18 protein-coding genes are annotated in these 24,660 nt (G+C 70.4%); 15 read left to right on the forward strand and 3 right to left on the reverse strand.

Features of this window, described 5'->3' with window-relative positions:
• The first annotated feature begins 750 nt into the window (after window positions 1-750).
• The 6 genes from ACFVWD_RS36200 (at window position 751) to ACFVWD_RS36225 (ending at window position 12,051) form a co-directional block, all read left to right on the forward strand.
• Window positions 751-3,315, forward strand: coding sequence for a Pls/PosA family non-ribosomal peptide synthetase (locus ACFVWD_RS36200; protein ID WP_389602303.1), 2,565 nt, complete (start codon window positions 751-753; stop codon window positions 3,313-3,315).
• Window positions 3,316-3,332: 17 nt separating this feature from the next.
• Window positions 3,333-6,581 carry an amino acid adenylation domain-containing protein gene (locus tag ACFVWD_RS36205; protein WP_389602304.1) on the forward strand — a complete coding sequence of 1,083 codons (3,249 nt, stop codon included), beginning with the start codon at window positions 3,333-3,335 and terminating at the stop codon, window positions 6,579-6,581.
• A gap of 108 nt (window positions 6,582-6,689) precedes the next feature.
• The gene (locus ACFVWD_RS36210; RefSeq protein ID WP_168495512.1) at window positions 6,690-7,694 is read left to right on the forward strand and encodes a TauD/TfdA family dioxygenase; all 1,005 of its coding nucleotides are present in this window, start codon (window positions 6,690-6,692) and stop codon (window positions 7,692-7,694) included.
• The gene (gene sbnB, locus ACFVWD_RS36215; protein ID WP_389602305.1) at window positions 7,691-8,761 is read left to right on the forward strand and encodes a 2,3-diaminopropionate biosynthesis protein SbnB; all 1,071 of its coding nucleotides are present in this window, start codon (window positions 7,691-7,693) and stop codon (window positions 8,759-8,761) included. Before ACFVWD_RS36210 ends, sbnB begins: the two co-directional genes overlap by 4 nt.
• Window positions 8,762-8,918: 157 nt before the next feature.
• The gene (sbnA, locus tag ACFVWD_RS36220; RefSeq protein WP_389602306.1) at window positions 8,919-10,004 is read left to right on the forward strand and encodes a 2,3-diaminopropionate biosynthesis protein SbnA; all 1,086 of its coding nucleotides are present in this window, start codon (window positions 8,919-8,921) and stop codon (window positions 10,002-10,004) included.
• A 286-nt stretch (window positions 10,005-10,290) separates the two neighbouring features.
• Window positions 10,291-12,051: a beta-ketoacyl-[acyl-carrier-protein] synthase family protein gene (locus ACFVWD_RS36225; protein ID WP_389602307.1), complete on the forward strand. Its 1,761-nt coding sequence runs from the start codon at window positions 10,291-10,293 to the stop codon at window positions 12,049-12,051.
• 63 nt (window positions 12,052-12,114) lie between these two features.
• On the opposite strand, the gene ACFVWD_RS36230 is transcribed toward ACFVWD_RS36225, so the two are convergent.
• Complete coding sequence (locus ACFVWD_RS36230) at window positions 12,115-13,218, reverse strand: Ku protein (RefSeq protein WP_389602308.1); 1,104 nt, start codon at window positions 13,216-13,218, stop codon at window positions 12,115-12,117.
• Between the two features lie 157 nt (window positions 13,219-13,375).
• On the opposite strand from ACFVWD_RS36230, the gene ligD reads away from it, so the two are divergent.
• Complete coding sequence (ligD, locus tag ACFVWD_RS36235; protein WP_389602309.1) at window positions 13,376-14,242, forward strand: non-homologous end-joining DNA ligase; 867 nt, start codon at window positions 13,376-13,378, stop codon at window positions 14,240-14,242.
• Between the two features lie 192 nt (window positions 14,243-14,434).
• On the opposite strand, the gene ACFVWD_RS36240 is transcribed toward ligD, so the two are convergent.
• Window positions 14,435-15,238 (reverse strand): nuclease-related domain-containing protein, encoded by an 804-nt coding sequence (locus tag ACFVWD_RS36240; RefSeq protein ID WP_389602310.1) that lies wholly within the window; start codon window positions 15,236-15,238, stop codon window positions 14,435-14,437.
• A 98-nt stretch (window positions 15,239-15,336) separates the two neighbouring features.
• On the opposite strand from ACFVWD_RS36240, the gene ACFVWD_RS36245 reads away from it, so the two are divergent.
• From ACFVWD_RS36245 to ACFVWD_RS36280, 8 genes are all read left to right on the forward strand, one after another.
• Window positions 15,337-15,843: a dual specificity protein phosphatase family protein gene (locus ACFVWD_RS36245; RefSeq protein WP_101403744.1), complete on the forward strand. Its 507-nt coding sequence runs from the start codon at window positions 15,337-15,339 to the stop codon at window positions 15,841-15,843.
• Window positions 15,844-16,041: 198 nt separating this feature from the next.
• On the forward strand, window positions 16,042-16,860 hold the full coding sequence (locus ACFVWD_RS36250) for a hypothetical protein (protein ID WP_389602311.1): 819 nt from the start codon (window positions 16,042-16,044) through the stop codon (window positions 16,858-16,860).
• Window positions 16,857-18,194, forward strand: a complete 1,338-nt coding sequence (locus ACFVWD_RS36255; RefSeq protein WP_389602312.1) for an ATP-binding protein — start codon at window positions 16,857-16,859, stop codon at window positions 18,192-18,194. The genes ACFVWD_RS36250 and ACFVWD_RS36255 overlap by 4 nt, the downstream gene beginning before the upstream one ends.
• 101 nt (window positions 18,195-18,295) lie before the next feature.
• Window positions 18,296-18,832 carry an SH3 domain-containing protein gene (locus tag ACFVWD_RS36260; protein ID WP_389602313.1) on the forward strand — a complete coding sequence of 179 codons (537 nt, stop codon included), beginning with the start codon at window positions 18,296-18,298 and terminating at the stop codon, window positions 18,830-18,832.
• A gap of 80 nt (window positions 18,833-18,912) precedes the next feature.
• The gene (locus ACFVWD_RS36265; RefSeq protein WP_389602314.1) at window positions 18,913-20,307 is read left to right on the forward strand and encodes an FtsW/RodA/SpoVE family cell cycle protein; all 1,395 of its coding nucleotides are present in this window, start codon (window positions 18,913-18,915) and stop codon (window positions 20,305-20,307) included.
• Window positions 20,304-21,758, forward strand: coding sequence for a penicillin-binding transpeptidase domain-containing protein (locus ACFVWD_RS36270; protein WP_389602315.1), 1,455 nt, complete (start codon window positions 20,304-20,306; stop codon window positions 21,756-21,758). Before ACFVWD_RS36265 ends, ACFVWD_RS36270 begins: the two co-directional genes overlap by 4 nt.
• A 144-nt stretch (window positions 21,759-21,902) precedes the next feature.
• The gene (locus ACFVWD_RS36275) at window positions 21,903-22,973 is read left to right on the forward strand and encodes a permease (protein ID WP_389602316.1); all 1,071 of its coding nucleotides are present in this window, start codon (window positions 21,903-21,905) and stop codon (window positions 22,971-22,973) included.
• Window positions 22,970-23,695: a TIGR03943 family putative permease subunit gene (locus ACFVWD_RS36280; RefSeq protein WP_389602317.1), complete on the forward strand. Its 726-nt coding sequence runs from the start codon at window positions 22,970-22,972 to the stop codon at window positions 23,693-23,695. The genes ACFVWD_RS36275 and ACFVWD_RS36280 overlap by 4 nt, the downstream gene beginning before the upstream one ends.
• Before the next feature lie 12 nt (window positions 23,696-23,707).
• Here ACFVWD_RS36280 and ACFVWD_RS36285 read toward each other — a convergent pair whose 3' ends face one another.
• Complete coding sequence (locus ACFVWD_RS36285; RefSeq protein WP_389602318.1) at window positions 23,708-24,616, reverse strand: ADP-ribosylglycohydrolase family protein; 909 nt, start codon at window positions 24,614-24,616, stop codon at window positions 23,708-23,710.
• Window positions 24,617-24,660 lie beyond the last annotated feature (44 nt).

Genomic DNA, 24,660 nt, shown 5'->3' on the forward strand with positions numbered 1-24,660 from the left:
GCTCTGGCGTGCCGGGGGGTTGCCTGCGGCAGTCCTCTTCGTGGACGCCCCTGTGCGCCTCCCCTCGGCGCGCGTGAGCGGCTGGAGGCCCGGCCGCCGCGTCGCTGCCTCTCCTCTACATCCCCGCAGCTCTCCGCGTCCCCACAGTCCTCTGCCTCCCCGCACCTCTCTACGTCCCCACAACCCTCCGCCTCCCCGCACCTCTCTACGTCCCCACAACCCTCCGCCTCCCCACAGCTCTCTACGCCCCCACAGCCCTCCGCCTCCCCACAGCTCTCTACGCCCCCACAGCTCTCCACGCCCCCACGCCCTCCGCCGCCCCACGTTCCTCCGCGTCCGCGACTCCGTCGGCGGCGTCCACCCGCCCTTCCGTATCAGGTACACGTCACTCGTACGCAGTAAGGCGAATCCCCTGCGCAACTCGTCGCCGTGCCGTCGGGCGGGATGGTGGAAGAGGAGTGAAAACGGGTGGCGAGCGCTCTGTGCCGCGGGCGTCGGGCGTCAGCAGTGAGAGCCCCCTGACGCCGTCGAAGGACAGTGCCATACCGACACGATCCGGTTCGAGTGGCAGCCCCCCGGGTGGGCGGATAAGACTGAGGCAACGGTCTTGCGACCGGACCTGTTTTATGACCGGACAACAGATTCCGACCTCATGGCTTCCGGATTACTCGCTCCGGCCATCAAAAAGCGCGAGTGCAGGGCGTCGACCGTATTTCCAGGCGGCGCTCGAAAGTTCCTCAAGGAGCTCGTATGGAGGAGAAGTCCGTCGAAGTCCTGACGCCTGGTCCGGGTGAATCCGCACCCGACAAGCGTGGGTACACCGGGCCGAAGAGCGACATCGAGAGAGACCTCGCCGAGGTGTTGGCCGGCGTCATCCACGTCGAACGAGTATCGGTCGAGAGTCACTTCTTCGACGACCTCGGCGCCAATTCATTGGTGATGGCCCAATTCTGCGCACGGGTCAGGAAGCGGCCGGATCTCCCCTCGGCGTCGATGAAGGACATCTACCGGCACCCGACGATCCGAAGCCTGGCGACGGGGCTCGGGGACGCCGAACCGCTTCCCTCCGAGTCGTCGGTTCCGGTGCCGGCCACGGTGGTGACCCGGGCCGGGACGGCGCGGTACGTCCTCTGCGGAGCGCTTCAGTTCTTGTTCTTCCTGGGATATTCATTCCTCGCCGGAATTGTCGCCGACCGGGGCTACGGATGGGTGTCCACTGGCTCGAACGCGATCGGCATCTATCTGCGCTCGCTCGTCTTCGGCTCCATCGGATTCGTCGCTCTGTGCACCTTCCCGATCGTGGCAAAATGGATTCTCGTCGGCCGGTGGAAACCGCGCGAGTTCCCGATCTGGGGACTTACATATCTGCGCTTCTGGACCGTCAAGGCGCTGATCCACGCCAACCCGATGATTTTCTTCATCGGAAATCCCCTGTACGTGCTGTATCTGCGCGCCCTGGGCGCCCGGATCGGCAAGGGGGTCACGATCCTCTCCCGCCAGACTCCGGCCTGCCCCGACCTGCTCACGATCGGCGCCGGAACGGTGATCCGCAAGGACTCGTTCTTCCACTGCTACCGCGCGCACGCCGGCCGTATCCAGACCGGCCGGGTCACCCTGGGCCGGGACGTGTTCATCGGTGAGAAGACCGTGCTCGACATCGACACGTCGATGGGCGACGGGGCGCAGCTCGGCCACACGTCCACGCTGTACAGCGGCCAGGCTGTTCCGGACGGCCAGCAGTGGCACGGATCCCCGGCACAGCCCACCGAGCACGACTACGTGAGGGTCGAACCGACCGCGTGCGGCACACTGCGCCGGGCCGGCTTCGGTTTCGTCACCCTGCTTCAGGTGTTCTTCCTCTACGTGCCGCTGATGGTCGGGGGCGCGTACTTGCTGTTGGACCTGATCCCGGCGCTGCACGACCGGCTGGGCCCGGGTTCGGTGGGGTTCACCTCACCGAGTCTCTACGGCGACGCGCTGGTCCTGTCCTTCATGCTGTTCTTCGGCTTCGTCGTCTTCGGTGTGGCCGTGCTGTTCACCGTTCCGCGCCTGCTGAACCTGGTCATCAAGCCGGACAAGGTCTACCCGCTGTACGGCTTTCACTACTCGACGTTCCGTGCGATCGGGCGCATGACCAACATCAAGTTCTTCAAATGGCTGCTCGGTGACAGCTCCTACATCGTCTACTATCTGCGCGGCCTCGGATACGACTTGTCCCGGATCGAACAGACCGGGTCGAATTTCGGCACGGAAGTACAGCACGAGACCCCGTATCTGTGCTCCGTCGGCAGCGGCACGATGGTCGCCGACGGGCTCTCCATCGTCAACGCGGACTACTCGAGCTCCTCTTTCCGGGTGTCCAGGGCCTCGATCGGACCACGCAACTTCATCGGGAACAACATCGCCTATCCCTCGGGGGCCAGGACGGGCGAGAACTGTCTCCTCGCGACGAAGGTGATGATTCCGCTCGAGGGCGAGGTACGCGAGGGGGTGGGCCTGCTGGGCTCGCCGTGCTTCGAGATTCCCCGGTCGGTCGAGCGCGACTCCCGGTTCGACCATCTCCGCAACGGCGAAGAGTTCCGTCGCAGTCTCGCCGCGAAGAACCGTTACAACATGCGCTCGATGGTCCTCTTCCTGATGGTGCGGTGGATCTACTTCTTCGTCCTCACGGTGGTCGCTCTCGCCGACGTCGATCTGTACGACTCCTACGGGCAGGTACTGATCGCCGTGTTCCTGATGTTCAGCCTTGCTTTCACGCCTGTCTACTTCGTACTGGTGGAGCGCTGCATCATGGCATTCCGCGGGCTGCAACCGCAGTTGTGTTCCATCTACGAACCGTACTTCTGGTGGCATGAGCGCCTCTGGAAGGTGCCCGAGAATTACCTCAACATCTTCAACGGAACCCCTTTCAAGAACCTGATCTGGCGCATGCTGGGCGTTCGGATCGGCAGCAGGGTCTTCGACGACGGCTGCCACCTGACTGAGCGGATGCTCACCACCATCGGGAGCGACTGCACGCTCAATGCGGGAAGCAAGATCCAGTGCCACTCGCAGGAGGACGGCACCTTCAAGTCCGACCGCAGCACGATCGGCGCCGGCTCCACGCTCGGTGTCGGCGCCCACGTCCACTACGGCGTGACGATGGGCGACGGCGCGGAACTCGCCTCCGACTCCTTCCTCATGAAGGGCGAGGAAGTCCCGGAGCACGCCCGGTGGGGCGGAAATCCCGCGGCGGAGATGCGCGACACCCCCTATCAGCCTGCCGCACTGGCGTACGAGGCACAGCGTGACCGCCCCGGCCGGCAGGTCCAGTGAGTGAACGGGAAGATGCGATGAGAGTGCAAGTGGAAGCCGATCGGGAGTTCTGGCGCGGTCAGCTCGTGGCCGGTGGGTTCACCGCGCTGCCGCGGTGGACGCCCCATCCGGTGGCGGGCGTCGCCGACCACGAGACGACGGTCCCGGAGGACGTCGCGGGACCGTTGCGCGGGCTGGCGCAGGACCTGGCGGTACCGCTCGACTCGGTGCTGCTGGCCGCGCACGCCAAGGTGCTCGCCGCGCTGTCCGGTGAGCGCGAGGTGGTGTCCGGCTACGTCCCCGCCGACGGCGGCCGGCCGTTGCCCTGCCGGCTGACGACCGAACCCTCGACGTGGCGGACGCTGCTGCTGAACGCCCATCGGGCCGCGTCGGAGCTGCTGTCGCACAAGGACTTCCCGGTCGACGACCTCAGGCGCGAACTGGGCCTGACCGAACCGCCCTTCGAGGCCGTGTTCGATCCGGGCGGTGTGGGCGGTGACCTGGCCGAGGACACCGTGTTGTGGGTCGGCTTCTCGTGGCGGGACGGCCGGCTCGTGCTGCGGCTGCGGTACCGGACCGACGTACTCGATGCGGACTGCGCTGCCCGGATCGCCGGTTACCACGTCACCGCGCTCGCCCGGATCGCCGTCGGTCCGGATGCCGAGCACGGACGGCAGATCCTGCTCTCCGCCGAGGAACTCCACTTCCAGCTCGAAGGGCTCGCCGGACCCCACCGGGACCTGCCGGACCGCCGGATGCACGAGCTGTTCGAACAGAGGGTGCGGGAACACCCGGACGCCGTCGCGGCCGTACACGGCGAACGGCGGTGGACCTACCGCGAGCTCAACGCCCGGGCCAACCGGCTGGCACACGCGCTGCTGGCGCGGGGGCTGCGCCGGGAGGGCGTGGTCGCGGTGGTGACCGAACGCAACCTGGACTGGCCGGCCGCCGTGCTGGCGGTCTTCAAGGCCGGGGGCGTGTACCTGCCCATCGAGCCGCATTTCCCGGCCGGCCGCATCGCCACCACGCTCACTCGCGCCGAGTGCGCCTTCGTGCTGACCGAACACGGCAGCACCACCACCCTCGACCAGGCCCTGGAGTCCCTGCCCGGGATCGGGAAGGTCTTCATCGACGCGGCCTACGCGGAGGACCACGCCGACGACGATCCGGGCGTGCCCGTCGCCCCGGACCAACTCGCCTACATCTACTTCACCTCCGGCTCCACGGGTGAGCCGAAGGGCGCGATGTGCGAGCACGCGGGGATGCTCAACCACCTCTACGCCAAGATCGACGACCTGGGGCTCGGCGAGGGACAGGTGGTCGCGCAGACCGCGCCCCAGTGCTTCGACATCTCGCTGTGGCAACTGGTGTCCGGACTCCTGGTCGGCGGGCGGACCCTGCTGGTGGAGCAGGAGGTGATCCTGGACGTCCAGCGGTTCGTCGACAAGATCGTCGAAGGCCGGGTCGCCGCCCTCCAGGTCGTGCCCTCGTACCTGGACGTCGTCGTGTCCTGTCTGCGGCAGCACCCCCGCGAACTGCCGGACCTGCGATGCGTGTCGGTCACCGGCGAGGCGCTGAAGAAGGAGCTCACGGAGCGCTGGTTCGCCGTCCAGCCCGGGATCAAGCTGGTCAACGCCTACGGGCTGACCGAGACCTCGGACGACACCAACCACGAGGTCATGGACCGGGCGCCGGAGCGCATCCTGCTCGGCCGCGCGGTCAACAACGTATGCGTCTACGTCGTCGACGAACACCTCACCCCGGTGCCGCTCGGCGCCCCCGGCCTGATCGTGTTCTCCGGCGTCTGCGTCGGCCGCGGCTACATCAACGACCCCGAGCGCACCCGGCAGGCCTATCTGGCCGATCCGCACCGTGAGGGGGCCCGGCTCTACCGGGGCGGCGACTACGGCCGCTGGCAGCCCGGGGGCAAGCTGGAGTTCCTGGGCCGCCGGGACACCCAGGTCAAGATCCGTGGCTTCCGGATCGAGATCGGCGAGATCGAGAACACCCTGTTGCGGGTGCCGGGGGTGCGTGACGGCGCGGTGGTCGTCGCCGAGCGGGCCGATCAGAGCAAGCACCTGGTGGCGTTCTACTCGGGCCCCCGGGCCCTCGACGGCGACGTCCTGCCGGCCCGGCTCGGCGAGTCGCTGCCCGAGTACATGGTCCCGTCGGCCTTCCACTGGCGCGAAAGCCTGCCGCTGACCGCCAACAGCAAGATCGACAGGAAGACCCTGCAGACGCTCGCCGGAGAACTCGGCGTCGTCCAGGACGACTACCACGCGCCGAACACACCGACGGAACACCGGCTGGCAGCCGCGTGGGCGACGGTGCTCGGCATCCCGCAGCACCAGATCGGACGGCGGGACCACTTCTTCGACCGGGGCGGCACCTCGCTGTCGGCGGTGAAGCTGGCGATCACCCTGGACCGTGCGGTGTCCCTCAAGGACGTCACCCGTCACCCGGTCCTCGCCGACCTGGCCGGGCTGGTCGACGGCAGGTCCGAGCGGCGCCCAGGGCTGCTGCACCCGCTGTCGGAATCGGACGATGCGCAGGCCGGGGCCCTGGTGTGCTTCCCGTACGCCGGCGGCAACGCGGTGAACTTCCAGCCGCTGGCCAGGGCACTGCAGGCCGACGGGCCCGCCGTCTACGCCGTCGAGCTGCCCGGTCACGACATGGCAGCCGGCAGTGAACCGTTCGTACCGATGACGGAGGTGGTCGAACAGGTCGTCGACGAGATCGTCCGACGAGGCCTGACCAGGGTCCTGCTGTGGGGCCACTCCTCGGGCGCCGCGCCGGCCGTGGAGACGGCCAGAAGGCTCCAGGAGCGCGGGGTGGACGTCCAGCGGGTGTTCCTCGGCGCGCAACTGCTCGGCGACGCCGCCCGGCGGCGCGCCGCGATCGACGAGCTGACGGAACTGAGCGACGCCGAGATCGCCGCGAAGCTGAGCGCGGCCGGCGGGTACACCGAACTCGGCGAGCTGGACCCGCGGCACGCCGAGCACGTGGGTGCCGCCTACCGGCACGACTGCGTGTCCGCACACCGCTGTTTCGCCGACCTCCTGGACAACCCTCCGACGCCGAAGCTGTCCGCTCCGATCACCGTGGTCGTCGCCGCCGACGACCCGAGCACGGCGGACCACCCGCACCGCTACCGCGACTGGCAGCTCCTGGCCGAACAGGTCGACCTGCACGAGCTCGCCGACGGCGGCCACTACTTTCCGCGCACCCGTCCGGTCGAAGCGGCACAGGCCGTTCTGCGCGCCGCCGAACTGTTCGCTCCTTCCTGAGTGACAACTGACTCGTGACAACCGACGAGTGACCGACCGACGAATGACTGACCGACGAGTGACTGACCGAGTGACAACCGACTGAGTGGCTACGGAAAGGAAATCGAGATGTCGTCCACTTCCACGGCGTCGATGGTCGACGTGGAACTGCAGTCCGGCAGACCTCCGCTCCTGCGGGCCGAGGCCACCGGTGGCGCGGCGAGCTGGGCAGCCGGGCACCGGGACGCACTGCGCGCCGTCGTCGCCGAGCACGGCTGCGTCCTGGTCCGCGGCCTCGGGCTGCGCGACGCGGCCGAGACCGGTGCCGTCTTCTCGAAGCTCGCCACCGGTCTGATGACCGAGAAGGAGGTCTTCGCGCCCCGGCGGACCTACTCCGACGGCGTGTACTCCTCGACGAAGTGGCCGCCGAACCAGCCGATGTGCATGCACCACGAACTGAGCTACACGCTCGAGTTCCCCGGCCTGATGATGTTCGCCTGTCTGAGCGCGCCCACCGACGGAGGGGCGACCGCGGTCGCCGACTCGCCGACCGTGCTCGACGCGCTGCCCGCCGAGTTGACCGAACGCTTCGAGCGCGAGGGCTGGCTGCTCACCCGCAGCTACAACGACGAGATCGGGGCGTCCGTGGCCGAGGCGTTCGGCACCGAGGACCGTGGTGCCGTCGAGAGCTACTGCCGCGCCAACGCGATCGCGTTCGAGTGGCAGCCGGACGGTGGGCTGCGCACCCGACAGCGCCGTAGCGCCGTGGTGCGTCACCCGGTCACCGGCCGCCGCTGCTGGTTCAACCAGATCGCGTTCCTCAACGAGTGGACGATGGCCCCCGAGGTGCGTGAGTACCTGATGGACGTCTACGGGGCCGACGGGCTGCCGTTCAACACCCGCTTCGGCAACGGGGACCCGATCGGCGAGGACGTCGTGGAACTGCTCAACAGCGTCTACGAGGCCCACACCGCACGTGAGCCGTGGCAGGCGGGCGACCTGATGCTCGTCGACAACATCCGCACCGCGCACAGCAGGGAGCCCTTCGAGGGACCACGCGAAGTGCTCGTCGCCCTGGCCGACCCGGTGCGTCTGACCGACTGCTCTCCGACTGTCGAGGTGACCGCGTCATGACCACCATCCGTTCCACCGCATCGGAGCCCGCGCCGACCGCGCCGATCACCGTGCCGCCGTTCGCGGTGATCACCGGCGCCCAGGTCCAGCGCGCGCTGCGCGGACGCGAGAAGCAGATCGTGGAGTTGGTCGAGGCGACCTACCGGGTGCACGGTGCCGGTGACTCGGTGAACCCGCCGTCGTACTTCCTGCGGTTCCCCGACCGCCCGTCCTCCCGAATCATCGCGCTGCCCGCGTCGATCGGCGGGGAGGTGCAGGTGGACGGCCTGAAGTGGGTCTCCAGCTTCCCGGAGAACGTGAAGGCCGGTGTCCCGAGGGCCTCGGCCGTACTGATCCTCAACGACCATGACACCGGCTACCCGTTCGCCTGTCTGGAGAGCTCGATCATCAGCGCCACCAGGACGGCCGCGTCGGCCGCCGCGGCCGCCGACCGGCTCAGCCGCGACCGGTCGCGACCGACGCGGGTCGGCTTCTTCGGGGTGGGCCTGATCGCCCGGTACATCCACACGTTCCTGGTCGGCACCGGCTGGTCGTTCGACGAGATCGGTGTGCACGACCTGTCCACCGACAGCGCGGCGGGTTTCCGGTGCTACCTGGAGCAGTCGGGCGCCACCGGCCGGGTCACCGTGCACGACAACGCCGAGCAGTTGATCCGCAACAGCGACCTGGTGGTCTTCGCCACGGTCGCCGGGCAGCCGCACGTCGGCGATTTGTCTTGGTTCGATCACAATCCGGTGGTACTGCATGTGTCGCTGCGCGACCTCGCGCCGGAGATCCTGCTCGCCTCGACCAACATCGTCGACGACGTCGAGCACTGCCTGAAGGCCGACACCTCGCCGCATCTGGCCGAGCAGCTCACGGGCAACCGGGACTTCGTGCACGGCACGTTGGACGACGTGCTGGCCGGGCGGGTGACCGTGCCGGCGGACCGGCCGGTGGTGTTCTCGCCCTTCGGCCTCGGGGTGCTCGACCTCGCGGTCGGCAAGTACGTCTACGACGAAGTGACCCGCTGCGGAGAGCTGCACGTCGTCGACGACTTCTTCCACGAATTGAACCGGTACGGATGAGCCGGCCGCGAACCCGGGCCGCAGAAGACAGCGACCCCTGACGCAGGGCCCTGTCCGACTCGGATGGACACGGGCTCCCGCCCAAAAAAACCGAGAAGCCCGCCCACGGTCGGACGGACATTCCGAAAGTGCTCTGCTCCAGATTGAGGAGACCGTCGTGCCCGTCATTTCCGTTCCCCAGGCCTTCAACGAAGAGGATCTCTATGTCGACCTCCGGGCGATCATCGGGCATCCGCTCTTCCTGAAGTGCGAGGGCTTCAACTTCGCCGGCTCCATCAAGATGAAGGCCGCCCTCGAGATGGTGGAGGCCGCCGAGCGGGACGGAGTTCTGAAGCCGGATTCGATCCTGGTCGAGTCCTCGTCCGGGAACCTCGGCGTGGCGTTGAGCATGATCGCGGCGAGCAAGGGTTACCGGTTCCTGTGCGTGACGGACTCCCGCGGCAACCTGTCGACCAGGATGATGATGGAGGCCCTGGGCAGCCAGGTGCACATGATCGCCGGTCAGCAGGAGAGCAACGGCGGCTATCTCGGCGCGCGGATCGAGTACGTACGTGCGCTGTGCGCCTCCGACGACCGGTATGTGTGGCTCAGTCAGTACACCAACCCGAGCAACTGGAAGGCGCACTACCGCAGGACGGCGCCGGAGATCGCCCGTCAGTTCCCGCAGCTGGACGTGCTGTTCGTCGGGGCCGGCACCACCGGCACCCTGATGGGCTGCGCGCGCTTCTTCCGGGAGTGGCACCGGCCGGTGCGGGTCGTCGCGGTGGACAGCGTGGGCTCGGTGTCCTTCGGTGGGCCGCCCGGCCGCCGGATGATTCCCGGCCTCGGGATGAGCATGCGCCCGCCGTTGCTCGACGAGTCCTACGTGGACGAAGTGATACGGGTCGAGGAGAGAGACACCGTCCGTACCTGCCACCGGCTGGCCAGACGCGGATTCGTGTTCGGCGGCTCCACCGGCACGGTGGTCAGCGGCGCGACGGACTGGTTGAACCGGCACGACGCACGCGAACTCACCGCGGTGGCCATCGGTCCGGACCTCGGCGAGCGCTACCTCGACACCATCTACCAGGCCAGCTGGCTGCGGGATCTCTACGGCGACGACGTGCTCGACTCCCGCGAGATCGCCGCCGATTCCTGGGCGCCCTCCCCCACGCCACCGACACGGTGGGGCCGGGCGGTCGACCTCGAGAACGGCGAGCGCAGCAAAAACCAACGCCCTCAGCTCCAGGACCGTAAGACCTAGGCCCGTCTTCCGGGTCGGGTCGCCTCGCGATGGGGCGTCCGATCGGTACCGGTGGGCGGCACCGGGCTTCGCGGCCCGGGCCGCCCACACCGGGGCGGTACTTCGACGAACTCGGCGGCCAGGGGATCCGGTTGTCCGACCAGGGGCGGTATTGGAGGTACGGGAGCGAAATACTGATCACTGTTTTCGGTGACGTTGCCCACTATGCGGTGGGGACATCTAGGCAATTCCTGATTTGTCACCGAAAGTTGGGGACTGAAATCCCCACAGAAAGCAATCGCTCCCCATGCACCGTTCGTCCGACGTTCCCGTACAGCCCCACGCCGTCACCGTCGCCGAAGTGATCCCCGGTGATCTAATCGCCCTCTCCGAACAGGATGTGGCGGAGAACACCTGGTACGTGGTGATGCACACCCTGCCCGAGACTCCCCACACCATTCGCCTGACATTGCGACCGCCGCTCGGCGGAATTGATCACGACGAGGTATTCGAACGCGGTCATCAAGTGACCACGGCCTGCCACCGAATGAATGTCGGGGCAATTCCCGAGATCACCTCCACCGACCTCGGTCCTGTGGAATTCCGGGACGGCGACCGCATCACCTCACTGCGCGCCGTGGACCCCCGGGCCGTCGAGGAGTCGTACACCCGCAGGTGGGGTCACTGGCACCGGGACCTGGACCGCCGGACCGAGGCTCCCGTCCCCGACGAGGAACTGCGGAACCTGGCCGAACAAGTCGCTCAAAAGGGGCATGTCGTACGACATTACCCGCGCCCGCGGCGGGCCGCCGAGGTGTACGCACCCCGCCGGGTCGTCGTCACCGGGCTCGGTGCCGTGACGCCGCTCGGTGTCGGGGTCGAGGAGCTGTGGCGGGGCCTGGTCGAGGGCCGGTGCGGGATAAGCGAGTTGGAGGGCGAGGAGTTCGCCGAACTGCCCGTGCGGATCGCGGGCAGCGTGCCCGTGGACCCCGTCGGGCTGCTGCCCCGGCCGCAGGCACGGCGGATGAACCGGTCCGCCCAGTTCGCGGTGCTCGCCGCCCGGGAGGCCTGGCAGGACGCCGGGTTGGACCCGGCCGGCACCACGGAGAGCGGGCTGGCGCCCGAGCGGGTCGGCGTCTCGGTCGGGGCCATCCTCGGTGACGCCTCCGTGCTCGTCGGCGGCGACCGCAAGCTGCGGGACAAGGGCCCGCGCGCGGTCTCCCCGCTCACCACACCGATGACCGTGCCCTCGCAGGCCGCCTCCCAGGTGTCGCTGGCGCTGCACATCACCGGCGAGGCCCGCACCGTGACCAGCGCGTGCGCCTCCGGCACCGAGGCCATCGGACAGGCCATCGACCGCATCCGGTACGGCCGCGTGGACGTCGCCCTCGCCGGGGGCGCCGAAGCCGTCATCACCCCCGCGATCATGGCCTCGTTCGCCGCCATGCGCGCGCTCTCCACCCATGAGCTCGGATCCACCAGCCCCTCCCGGCCGTTCGCCAGCGACCGCGACGGCTTCGTGAACGGCGAGGGCGCGGGCTTCCTGCTCCTGGAGGCCGAGGAGCACGCCCGGGCACGCGGCGCGCGCATCTACTGCGAGGCCGCGGGCTGGGGACTGTCCGCCGACGCCCACCACATGGCCGCGCCCGACCCGTCCGGCAGCGGCGTGGCGCTGGCCCTGCGCCGGGCCGTCCACGACGCCGGTGCCCATGTCGTGGACGTCGTCCACGTCAACGCCCATGCCACCGCCACCGTCGACGGCGACCTCGCCGAGGCGAGCGCGCTGCGCGCCGTGCTCGGCGGGAGCGTGCCCGTGACCGCGCTGAAGGGCCACCTCGGCCATCTCCAGGGAGCCGCCGGCGGTGTGGAGGCCGTCGCCACGGTGCTCACCCTCCACCACGGCCTCATCCCGCCCACCATCGGCTGCGACGTCCAGGACGACGCGATCGACCTGGACGTGGTGACCAAGAGCCCCCGCCGGCTGCCCGCGCTCGGCGACCTCGCCCTGAGCAACTCGTTCGGGTTCGGCGGGCACAACGCGGTGCTCGCCCTGCGGCGTACGGGGTGAGCCGTACAGGGTGACTTGTACGAGGTGACGGGGCTCCGGGGCCCCTGGGTGCCCCGGGGGCCGTCAGGCCGAGGCGCGCCCCCGCGGGGTGGCCTTCTTCGCGGCCGTCTTCTTTCCCGTCGCCTTCTTGGCGGTCGTCTTCTTGGCCGCCGTCTTCTTCGCGGTGGACTTGGTGGCCGCCGTCTTGCCGGCCGCCCGGCCCGTCGACTTCGCCGTGGACTTCGCGGCCGTCTTCTTCGGCGCCGTCTTCTTCGCGGTCGACGTGGACTTCTTCCCGCCGACCTCCTTGGGCGCCGTACGGGCCGACCTGCGGGAGGGCAGCGGGGTGACCTCGGCGGATCCGCCGGTCCGCGCCCCGGTCTCCTCGCCCGTCTCCTCACCCCGGGACACCCTGGCCGCGCGCACGCTCTTCTCCAGGGCGGCCATCAGGTCGAGCACCTTGCCGCCGGCCCGCTCCCCGGCGGGGGGCGCGGCCGGGAGTTCGCCGGAGGCCTTGGCGGCGACGAGTTCCTCGACAGCCTCGCGGTAGTCGTCGTGCAGTTCGGTGAGCTCGACCTCACCGAGGGTGTCCATGAGGGCGTCGGCCAGGTCGAGTTCCTTGTCCCGTACGGTCACGGTCGCGTCCGGGGCGACCTCCTGGGTGGACCGGATCTCGTCCGGCCACAGCAGCCCGTGCATGGCGATCACGTCGTCCACCACACGCAGCATGCCGAGCCGCTCCCGGCCGCGCAGTGCGAACTTCGCGACGGCGACCTTCTGGCTGCGTTTGAGCGCCTCGCGCAGCAGGACGTACGGCTTGGTGGCGGGGACGCCGTTCGCGGCCAGGTAGTACGCCGTGTCCATCTGGAGCGGGTCGATCCGCTCGGCCGGCACGAAGGCCACGATCTCGATCGTCCTCGCGGTGGGGATCGGCAGCCCGGCCAGGTCCTCGTCCGTGATCGGGATCAGCGTGCCGTCCGCGTCCTCGTACGCCTTGCCGATCTCACCGGTGGTGACCTCGCGGTCCTCCAGTTCGCAGAACTTGCGGTACCGGATGCGGCCGCCGTCGTCCAGGTGGATCTGGCGGAAGGAGATCGAGTGGCTCTCCGTCGCGTTCACGACCTTGATCGGGATGCTGACCAGGCCGAAGGAGATGGCGCCGTTCCAGATGGATCGCACGTGCGGCACCTTCCTGGTGGTTCCTGCTGGCGCGGGATCTTGCTGACACGGGCTCGCGGGGTGCGGTTGAAAGCCAGGCTAGACGGGTGTGCGCGACCTCACATCCGCACGCGAGCGGCAGGGCGATCTGGGCGCCTTGATGGCTGTTTCATGCGACTCTCGTCGTATGACGCCGATCACGGAAGTGGAGGGACGGCGGCTCGCGCTCACCAATCTGGACAAGGTGCTGTACCCCGCGACGGGTTTCACCAAGGGTGAGGTCCTGCACTACTACGCGACGGTCGCGGAACCCCTTCTGGCGCACCTCCACGACCGGCCGGTCTCCTTCCTCCGCTACCCCGACGGGCCGGACGGACAGGTCTTCTTCACCAAGAACGTGCCGCCCGGCACCCCCGACTGGGTCCGGACCGCCGAGGTCCCCCGGACGGAGGGCCCCGCCCGGATGGTCCTGGTCCAGGACCTCCCCTCGCTGATGTGGGCGGCGAACCTCGTCACCGAGTTCCACACGCCGCAGTGGCAGGTGGACGCGCCCGGTCTGGCCGACCGGCTCGTGTTCGACCTCGACCCGGGGGCGCCGGCGACGGTCGTCGAGTGCTGCGAGGTCGCGTTGTGGCTGCGGGAGCGGCTGGCTGCGGACGGGATCGAGGCGTACGCGAAGACGTCCGGGTCGAAGGGGCTGCATCTGCTGGCGACGGTGGTGCGGATGCCGTCGTCGGATGTCAGCGCCTATGCGAAGGAGCTGGCCGTGGAGGCGGAGCGGGCGTTGCCGGCGCTCGTCACACACCGGATGACCAAGAGTCTGCGGCCCGGGAAGGTGTTCGTCGACCACAGTCAGAACGCCGCGCGGAAGACCACGGCCACGCCGTACACGTTGCGTGCGCGGTCCGCGCCCACCGTGTCCGCCCCCGTCACCTGGGACGAGGTCGTGTCCTGCGGCGACCCGTCCCGGCTCGTGTTCCACGCCGACGACATCGCTCCGCGCCTGCGCCGGCACGGCGACCTGCTCTCCCCCCTCCTCACCCCGTCCCCCTGACCGACCGGTCCCTCGCCCCCGCCGCCCCTACCCGTCCCCTCCCAGGGGCTCCGCCCCTTCGGCCCCGCCAGGGGGCGCTGCGCCCCCTGGACCCCCGCAGCGGGTCTTCAGGGGCGCGGGGAACTGCGCGACCAGCCCCCACCCACCCGCAGCCGAACGCATACCGGCAGACAGGGATCCGGGGCTACGGGGTCACGTTCGTAGCCATGTGTGGCGGTCGCGTGCCATCGCGTGGAGCGCCTCCACGTCCGCCGGCTTCAGAACACCCCCGAAGCCGGCCAACGAGGACAGGTCGGTGTCCTGGAGGATGCGGACCTCGCGGAGGGAGGCGAGAACATCGAGGTCGGCGGGGCCGGCCACGGCCAGGACGGCGTGGACCTCGGCGGTCAGCGCGTACGAGGCCCGGTCGGCGTCGGCACGAACCCGGCGCAGAAGCGGATACGGCTCCCGGCGGCCGACGGTGACCATGGGGTCGGCGACGAGAACCCGCTGTTTGCGGGCGTACAGGGAGCGCAGGGCGAAGATGCCGCCGGGGCCGATCAGCAAGTGGTGGACGCGGTCGCCGCCGGGGAGCGGGATGGAGTGGAGGGTGTGCCAGCCCGCGCCCTCCAGATGGTCCAGTGCCTCCCCGACCGCCTGCTCGGCGGCGAGCGCTCGGCGTCGCGGGTCGGGCCGCAGACGGCGCGCCGGTCCCGGGTCGCGGTCGAGGTCGATCATCAGCGCCTCGCCGGGCCGGTTCGGCGCGAGGTCGTCGTCCGGGTGGAGGGTCAGCCGGGCCAGTTCCGCGGGGGTCGGGACCGGTGGGGGCCCCACCGTCACGGGGCCCGTCAGGAACGGGCCGAGCGCGTCGAGCACATCCTCCCGCCGCTCCTCGCTGAGCAGATTGACGCGGGCTGCCTCACGGTCGTACCAGGCGACGTTCCTCCCGTCGGTCAGGCACACGTACAGGCGCTCCTGCCCGTGGCGCCAGGTCGGTATGACGCGCAGTCCGTTCATGCACCATCACCCCATTGACCATGGGAACAGGCGGGGTGCTCCAGGGGCAAGAACCCGGTTACCTTTGTGAGCAGTTGGGGGAGTTGTGGGAGGCGCTGTTGCGGACTCGCAGAAAACAACCCGATGTGCCGGCTCCGGACAGCCCGTGGAGCGAGATCGTGCCTGGCCTGTGGATGGGTGGGCACGCGTTCGCGGGGCGTACCGGCGAGCCGGAATTCGCGGTCGTGAGGGATGAGTTCGACCTGGTCCTGACGCTGCTGCGGCTGCCGGGGCACGGCCCCGACCCGGGCGTCGAGCACCATGTGTGGCCGATTCCGGACGGTCCCCTGGACGGGACACAGCTCGCGGGGGTGATCCGGCTCGCGCGGGCCGCGGACGACGCGCTGGAGGACGGGCGCCGGGTCCTGGTCCGCTGCTATCACGGCTACAACCGCTCGGGGCTCGTGATCGCGCACGCGCTGGTCCTCGCGGGACACAGCTCCGACGAGGCGATCCGGCTGATCCGGAGCCGCCGCTCGCCCTGGGCCCTGCACAACGAACTGTTCGTGGAGTACCTGCGCGCCGGTCTGCCCACGGCCCGCCTCCTGGAGGAGCTGGCGGAGTAGCCCCACTCTTGCGTCGCCCACACGTCCGGTACCCCACGGCCTCACACCCTCACCAACCCCACCGACCCCACCCGCGAACAAAAAGGACTTCCCTACGAATATGGTGTAGGCCGTCGGTTTCGTCGATTTCACGCCGACCTCGCGCACCGAGCCGTCCCCCTGGCCCCGGATCGAGGCCGGCCCGGACGCAGGAGAGCAGTGACCCCCATCCGGCCCAGCCGCCTCGTGCTCGCAGCCCTCGTCGCCCTGCTCGCGGCGGCCGTGGCGGGCTGTGGCGACTCCGGTACCCTGCGGGGCGCGGGGGCGACGCCCACCGCCGTCGGCCCGGCCCGGCTCTGGCCCGAGCTGCCGCCCGCGTCGACGGCCGCCCTCGACTACGGCGAGGCGGACACCGAGACGGTCACGGGCATCACGGCGCCGGGCGACGACATCCACAAGGTGGACCCGATCGCCGTGTTCCGTGCCGAGGTCGGCCGCCACCCGGACGAGTACAGCGCCGTCCACGCCCCGTACCGTGAGACGGCCCAGCAGCTCAAGTACTGCACCGGCAAGGACACGCTCGGCGGGAAGTGCCCGATCCTCCACGCGTACTACCGTGATCTCACGGGTGACCGGAAGGACGACCTGGTGCTCGGCATCCGCTTTCCGCAGAATCAGCTGGCGGTGCGCGTGTACACCTTCGAGCACCACAAGCTGGTCCAGATCATGGGCACCGCGGACAGCACGATCAGCGTCGAGGTCGCGGGCCGTGACGTGATCATCCGCTCGCCCTCGACCCTGCCGGGCTACGAGTACCGCACGGTGTGGACGTGGGACCCGCACCAGCACGCGATGCTGGCGACCCGGGACGAGATCCTCCGCGTGGGCACGCCCAGGCCCACCAGGCGCGGCACCGTCGCACCCGTCCCCTCGGCACCGCCCGCCCCGCCGGTCTCGCCCTCAGCCTCTCCCGCGGCCTCTGGGTCGGCCTCCCCCTCCGCCTCCCCCACACCGTCGGCCGCCGCGAGCGCCCCATGAGGCTGCCCCCGAGCCGCCTCCGGCCGCCCCGCCGTCTCCCCCACTGGGCCGCCACCCTCACCTGGAAGGCCGCCGCCTTCATCACGGTGATGTGCTGCGGTCTCGCCGCTCTGCTCGGCGTGCTCGTGCATGTCTCGGTGACCAACCAGACCGTCGGCGAGGCCCGCGGCCGGGCCCTGGACCGGCTGGCGGAGGTGACGGCGGACTACGAGGCGGGTGACCGGCTGCCGCCGGGCGCGGGGGTGGATCTCCCGGGGCTGCCGGCGCCGCTGCGCGAGCTGGCGACGGACGGGCACCGCGGCACGATGGTCGGGGACAACGACCCGCACCCCACCATGTGGGCGGCCGGACCCGCGAGCGGCGGCCGGGCGCTCGCCGTGCAGTTCGACTACTCGCAGGGCGCACACGCCATCGACGCCCTGGACCGGTCGATCGTGTGGTCCTCGGCGCTGGCGATCGGCGCGACGCTGCTGGTGGGGGTGTTCGCGGTGACGCGGGTGACCCGTCGGCTGCACGCGACGGCACAGGTGGCCCGGCGGATCAGCGCGGGCGACCTGGACGCGCGCGTCAACGATCCCCGTACGGCCGTGGACCGCCGTACGCGGTACCCGGCGGGCCCCCAGGACGAGGTGGCCGCGGTCGCCGGGGCCCTCGACACGATGGCGTCCTCGCTGCAGAGCAAGCTGATGAGCGAGCAGCGCTTCACCGCGGACGTGGCGCACGAGCTGCGCACCCCGCTGACCGGGCTGCACGCGGCGGCGGAGCTGCTGCCGCCGGGCCGGCCGACGGAGCTGGTCCGCGACCGGGTGGCCACGCTGCGGACGCTCACCGAGGACCTGCTGGAGATCTCCCGGCTGGACGCCGGGCGGGAGCTGCTGGAGCTGGACTCGGAGCCGCTGACCCCGCTGGCCGAGCGGGTGGTGCGGGCGTCGGGCACCGAGACCGAGGTGCGGGTCGTGCGTGACGCCCGGGTGGAGACCGACCGGCGCCGTCTGGAGCGGGTGCTCGGCAATCTGGTGGCCAACGCGCACAAGCATGGGGCGGGCCCGGTGGTGTTGACCGTCGACGGCCCGGTGGTGACGGTGCGGGACCACGGCGACGGCTACCCGGAGTACCTACTGGAGCACGGGCCGCAGCGGTTCCGTACGGAGGGCGGTTCGAAGGGACATGGGCTGGGGCTGACGATCGCGCTCGGCCAGGCGGAGGTGCTGGGCGCGCGGCTGGTCTTCGCCAACGCTCCCGAGGGCGGTGCGATCGCGACGTTGACGCTTCCTCAGGACGAGCGGGACGCGCCCGGACCGAGCGCCGGGGAAGGGCCGACCGGGGCACGCTGAGCGTCCTCGCGTCCCCGATGGCGCAGTGCGGCCTGCGCGTATCCCAGCCCGCTTCTAATGTGGCGATCAGTCAGATAAGTCACGTTTCCGGAGGAGCCCCCATGTCCCTGCGCCACACCCTTGCCCGCACCGGGATGGTGCTCGCCACCGGCACGCTCATCGCGGCCGCGGGCGCCGGACCCGCCCTCGCCGCCGGCAAGCCCGCCGCGATCGCGGGCACCGGACCCGGTATCGCCGACGACTTCGGGAGCTCCGTCCGCGACTGGGACAGCCGCGAGTGGGACTACCTCGACTGGGACAACGGCGACGACCCCTACTTCGACGACGACGGTCTGGGCGACGACCGCTTCGACGACCCGTTCGACGACGGACGGTTCGACGACGGGCGGTTCGACGACCACCGCCGCTTCGAGGGCCAGATCATCTCCCGCAACGGCCTCGCGCTGCACAACCGGCCCGACCGTCGCAGCCGGATCATCCGTATCGCGCCGTTCCGCGAGCGGGTCCACATCTTCTGCAAGACCAGGGGCGAGCGCGTCGGCGGCAACCCGATCTGGTACCTGATCACCGACGGCACCTGGTCCTGGGGCCCGGCGCAGCACATCGACAACATCGGCCCGTCCCCACGCTGGTGCTGACGCCGGGTCGCGTCCACCGGATCGGCCTGTTCGTCACCACCTAACAGGACATCAGGTTCACCGCTTGCTACGTTCCGGACATGATTCAGCCCGGAATGCCCGGAATTCCCGGTACGCGGGGAACGACCGTGGCAGCGGACCCGCCCACCCCCGCTGTCCGCCTGCCCCGGCGCCGTGGCATCGAGTTCACCCTGATCGTCATGGCCGTACTGCTGTCCGTGTTCGGCTACTGCGCGGTCGGATACGCACGGCACGACACCCTCCCGCCCGGCGCCGCGGTCTACGGCGCCGGGCTCGGCGTGCTCGCACTCCTCGCGCATCTCGCGGTACGGCTGCGGGCTCCGTACGCCGATCCGCTGCTGCTGCCCATCGCCGTCCTGCTCAACGGCCTGGGCCTGGTGCTGATCTACCGCCTGGACCTGGAGACCCCGGGCGACCGGGCCGCCCCCATCCAGCTCATCTGGTCGACGCTCGGCGTCGCGCTCTTCATCGCCGTCGTCCTCTTCCTGCGCGACCATCGCGTCCTGCAGCGCTACACCTACGTCTCGGTCGTCACGGCGCTGGGCCTGCTGGTCCTGCCCATCCTCTTCCCCGCCGTGAACGGCGCCCGGATCTGGATCCGGATCGCCGGGTTCTCCATCCAGCCGGGCGAGTTCGCGAAGATGCTGCTCGCTGTCTTCTTCGCCGGCTACCTCGCGGCCAACCGCAACGCGCTCGCCTACGCGGGCCGCCCCGTCTGGCGGTTCAAACGGCTCCAGCTCCCCACCGGCCGGGTCCTCGGCCCGATCGTCGCGATCTGGCTGCTGAGCGTGCTGGTCCTGGTCCTGGAGCGGGACCTCGGCACCTCGCTGCTGTTCTTCGGACTCTTCGTGATCATGCTGTACGTCGCCACCGGCCGCACCGGCTGGATCGCCGTGGGCCTGCTGCTCGCCTGTGTGGGCGCGATGGCCGTCGGCCGGCTGGAACCGCACGTCCACAGCCGGGTGCAGGACTGGCTGCATCCCTTCGCGACGATCGAGGCGGGCCAGGGGCCGAACCAGCTCGCCCAGTCCCTGTTCGCGTTCGCCGCGGGCGGGATGCTGGGCACCGGCCTCGGGCTCGGCCACTCCATCCTCATCGGATTCGCCGCCAAGTCGGACTTCATCCTGGCCACCGCGGGCGAGGAACTGGGCCTCTTCGGACTCTGCGCGATCTTCCTGCTCTACGGCCTCCTCGTGGAACGCGGCTACCGCGCCGGCCTCGCCCTGCGCGACCCCTTCGGACGGCTCCTCGCCATCGGCCTCGCCTCGATCGTGGCGCTCCAGGTCTTCGTGATCGCGGGCGGTGTGACCGGTCTGATCCCGCTGACGGGGATGGCGATGCCGTTCCTCGCCCAGGGCGGCTCCTCGGTCGTCACCAACTGGATCATCGTCGCGCTGCTGATCCACGTCAGTGACTCGGCACGCAGCCAGTACGACGGGACGGCGGCGCCATGACCAAGTACATCCGCCGGGCCGCCGCTCTCTGCGCCGTGCTGCTGGTGGCCCTCTTCGTCAACGCCACCCGCATCCAGGTCTTCCAGGCCGGGGCGTACGACGACAACCCGGCCAACCGCCGTCAGACGATCGCCCGTTACGGCCAGCCGCGCGGTGACATCCTCGTCGGCGGCCGGCCGGTCACCGGCTCCAGGGACAGCGGCCAGCAGCTCCGCTACGAACGGACCTACAAGGACGGCCCGTTGTACGCACCCGTGACCGGCTTCGCCTCGCAGGTGTACGGGACGACGTTCCTGGAGAACTCCGAGGACGGCATCCTCTCCGGCAGCGACCCGCTGCTCTCGCCGTTCCCCCTGTGGAACGACGCCACCCGCGCCCAGAACCCCGCCGGCAAGGTGGTCACGACGATCGACCCCGCCGCACAGCGCGCGGCGTACCGGGGTCTCGGTTCCCGGCGCGGGGCGGTGGCCGCCGTCGAGCCGTCCACCGGCAGGATCCTCGCGCTGGTCTCCACCCCGTCGTACGACCCCGGGGAGCTGTCCGGGACGGGCACGGCGGTCAAGCACGCCTGGGAGCGGCTGAACGGGGCGGCGGACAAGCCGATGCTCAACCGGGCGATCCGGCAGACCTATCCGCCCGGGTCGACGTTCAAGGTGGTGACGGCCGCTGCGGCCCTCGACGCGGGGGTGGTGACGGACCTCGACACGTCGACCACCTCCCCGGACCCGTACCGGCTGCCCGGCACCACGACCCGGCTGACGAACGAGCTCGAGGGCTGCGAGGACGCCTCGCTGCGGTACGCCTTCGAGTGGTCCTGCAACACGGTCTTCGCCAAGCTGGGCGTGGACGTGGGGCTGAGCGACATGACCCGCACGGCGGGGGACTTCGGTTTCAACGACCGTCTGCGGATCCCCTTCTCCGTCGCCCCCAGCAACTTCGACACGACACTCGACAAGGCGCAGCTCGCGCTCTCCTCCATCGGTCAGTTCAACACCCGGGCCACTCCCCTCCAGATGGCGATGATCTCGGCGGCCGTCGCGGGCGGCGGGTCCGTCAAAACGCCCTATCTGGTGGAGAAGACGACCACCCGGAGCGACAGCACGGTGTCGACGACCGGTCCCCGCACGCTCCACCAGGCGATGAACCCGGCGACGGCCATGCGGATGCGCGAGCTGATGACGGACGTGGTGACGGAGGGCACCGGCGCCAACGCCGCGATTCCCGGTGCGACGGTCGGCGGCAAGACCGGGACCGCCCAGCACGGCATCGACAACCTGGGGATGCCGTACGCCTGGTTCATCTCCTGGGCCCAGGCGGACGGCGCGATGGAGCCCGCGGTGGCGGTCGCGGTCGTCGTCGAGGACGCGGCGGCCGACCGCGGGGACATCAGCGGGGGCGGGGACGCGGCGCCGATCGCGAAGGCGGTGATGGAGGCGGTACTCGGGTTCTGACACGGGAGCCGGGGCGCCTGTCGGGAAGGAGCCGTCGGGAATGAGCGGCCCCGCCTGAACGGCCGTACCGATACGGGCGTATTTATGGGGAGGGGAACCCACCCACGAGATTCCAGCCCGTGCCCTGCCGGAGGTACCTCGCCCGTGAGCATCACCAAAGCGGCCCCGCCCGGGGCCGACCACCGCGACGCGGACGCACCGGACGGTCCACAAAACCAGGCGGCCGCACCGGGCGGCCCGAGGGAACAGGCGGGCGCTTCCCAGGGCTGGCAGTTCAACTCGCCGCTCGTCCTGGTCATGCTGCTGCTCGTCCTGGTGGTGGCGCAGGGGCCGATCCGCCGGGCGCTGTCGGCGCCGGTGATGCAGAGCTGGATGACCGTGTTCGTCGCGGTGGTCTGCCAGGCGCTGCCCTTCCTCGTCCTCGGTGTGCTGCTGTCGGCGGCCATCGCGGTGTTCGTGCCGCCGGCGTTCTTCGCCCGGGCGCTGCCGAAGCGGCCCGCGCTGGCCGTGCCGGTCGCCGGGATGGCCGGCGCGGTGCTGCCCGGCTGCGAGTGCGCGTCGGTGCCGGTGGCGGGGGCGCTGGTACGGCGGGGTGTCACGCCCGCGGCGGCGCTGGCGTTCCTGCTGTCGGCGCCCGCGATCAACCCGATCGTGCTGACGGCCACCGCCGTCGCGTTCCCCCGCAACCCCGAGATGGTCGTCGCCCGGTTCGTGGCGAGTCTGCTCGTGGCCTGCGTGATGGGGTGGCTGTGGCAGCGGCTGGGGCGGGCGGACTGGATGCGTCCGCCGGCCCGGCCCTCGCACGAGGGGCTCGACAAGGGTGCCGCGTTCTGGGATTCCGTACGGCACGACGTGATGCACGCCGGCGGGTTCCTCGTCATCGGGGCGATGGCGGCGGCCACGCTGAAGGCCGTCGTGCCGGCGACCTGGCTGCACGCCGCGGCCGCCAACCCGGTGGTGGCGATCCTCGCCCTCGCGGTCCTCGCCGTGCTGCTCTCCATCTGCTCCGAGGCCGACGCGTTCGTCGTCTCCTCGCTGACCCAGTTCTCGCTGACCGCGCGGCTGGCCTTCCTCGTGGTGGGACCGATGATCGACCTGAAACTCTTCGCCATGCAGGCGGGCACGTTCGGCCGCGGGTTCGCCCTGCGGTTCGCGCCCGCCACCTTCGCCCTGGCCATCGTCGGCTCGGTCCTCGTCGGGACGGTGCTGCTGTGAACCGGCAGGCACAGGCGGCGGTCCTGTTCCTCGTCGGCGCGGCGGTCCTGCATGCCGGGCTCACCGACCTCTACCTGCGATACGTCAAGGCGGGGTTGCGGCCGTTGCTGCTGGCGGCCGGGGTCGTGCTGATCGTGGCGGCGGTGGCGACGGTCTGGTACGAGCGGCGGGGTGGGAGCGGGAGTGAAGGCGGCGGCGGGCACGGGCACGTCCACCGCGAACCCCGTGTCGCCTGGCTCCTCGTCCTCCCCCTCCTCGCCCTGATCCTGGTCTCCCCGCCCGCGCTGGGCTCCTACAGCGCCATGCACGCCGGTACGGCCCTGCAGGCGCCCCTCGCCTACCCGTCCCTTCCGGCCACCGACCCGCTCCCGCTCGGCGTCGTCGACTACGCGGGCCGCGCCGCCTACGACCACGGCCGCACCCTGGCCCACCGGCGGGTCGAAGTCACCGGCTTTGTCGCCCTCGCCGAGGACGGCACCCCGTACCTGGTCCGGATGGCCCTCAACTGCTGTGCCGCCGACGCCCAGCCGGTCAAGATCGGCCTGACCGGCCACATCCCGCCCGTCCTCCAGCCCGACACCTGGCTCCAGGTCACCGGTACCTACACCGCCAAGCAGACCAAGGACCCCGTCAACGACGGCCGCATCCCGTTCCTCGACGTCACCACGGCCAAGCCGGTCCCGACCCCGCACGACCCGTACGACGAGAGCTGGAACAACTGAGGGCGACAGGACCTAGGAGGCGCCGGGTACCGCCTCGCGGCGGCTCAGCCAGTCCTCGGGCACGTGCTTCACTCCCGTACGGGCGCCCACGATGCCGCCCGTGATGGCGCAGGTCGTGTCGACGTCGCCGAAGCCCTCCGCCGTGGTCCACAGGGCCGAGGTCAGGTCGTCGGGGTGGCGGGCGGCGCACCAGACGGCGAAGGAGACGGTGTCGTCTGCGCGAACGTGTTGGCCGTTGCCGAGGATGTCCGCGGCCTTCCAGGGCTCGGTGGTGAAGGGAAGGCTCGCGGCACGCCGCAGCCCCTCGCGGACGGCGCTGTCGGGCGTGGCCTCGACGACCGCGCCGATATTCAGGTCCCACCGAGTCGACAACGCCGCCGCGACGGCCACCGCCACCGCGCCCGCGATGCCCTCCGGGTGGGCGTGGGTCACCTCCGCCGACAGCGTCGCCTGTGCGATCACCAGGCGCAGATCACGCCGGAACCAGGCGCCCAGCGGAGCCACCCGCATGGCCGCGCCGTTGCCGAGGCTGCCCTCGCCGTCGAAGAGTCCGCGTGCCAGTTCCGCCCAGCGGTCCGGCTCCTGGAGAAGGCGCGGGAGAAGTTGGTGCATGCCGTAGCCATAGCCCCGGGCCGGGTCGGCGTCGTAGCCGAGGGCGAAGGCCTGGGCCAGTTCCGGTTGCCGGATCTCTCCGTGTTCGTCGAGGACACGGACGATTCCGAGCGCCATCGCCGTGTCATCCGTCCAGTGCCACTCCGGTTCCTCGGGGGTGCGCCGGGCGCGGATCTCCTCGTACGCCTGGGGGCGGTCCCGGAAGAGGGGGAACCAGCGTTCGCCGAAGGCGTCACCCAGGGCCAGACCCTCCAGGCTGCGGCGGGCCAGGGCGCGTGGTGTGAAATGGGGGTTCGGGGCGGATGTCATGATGTGAGCATGCCGGTCCGAGTGGGCCGGCGCACGCGTGTTGG

This window comes from Streptomyces sp. NPDC058086 (assembly GCF_042885015.1).
GTDB lineage: Bacteria > Actinomycetota > Actinomycetes > Streptomycetales > Streptomycetaceae > Streptomyces.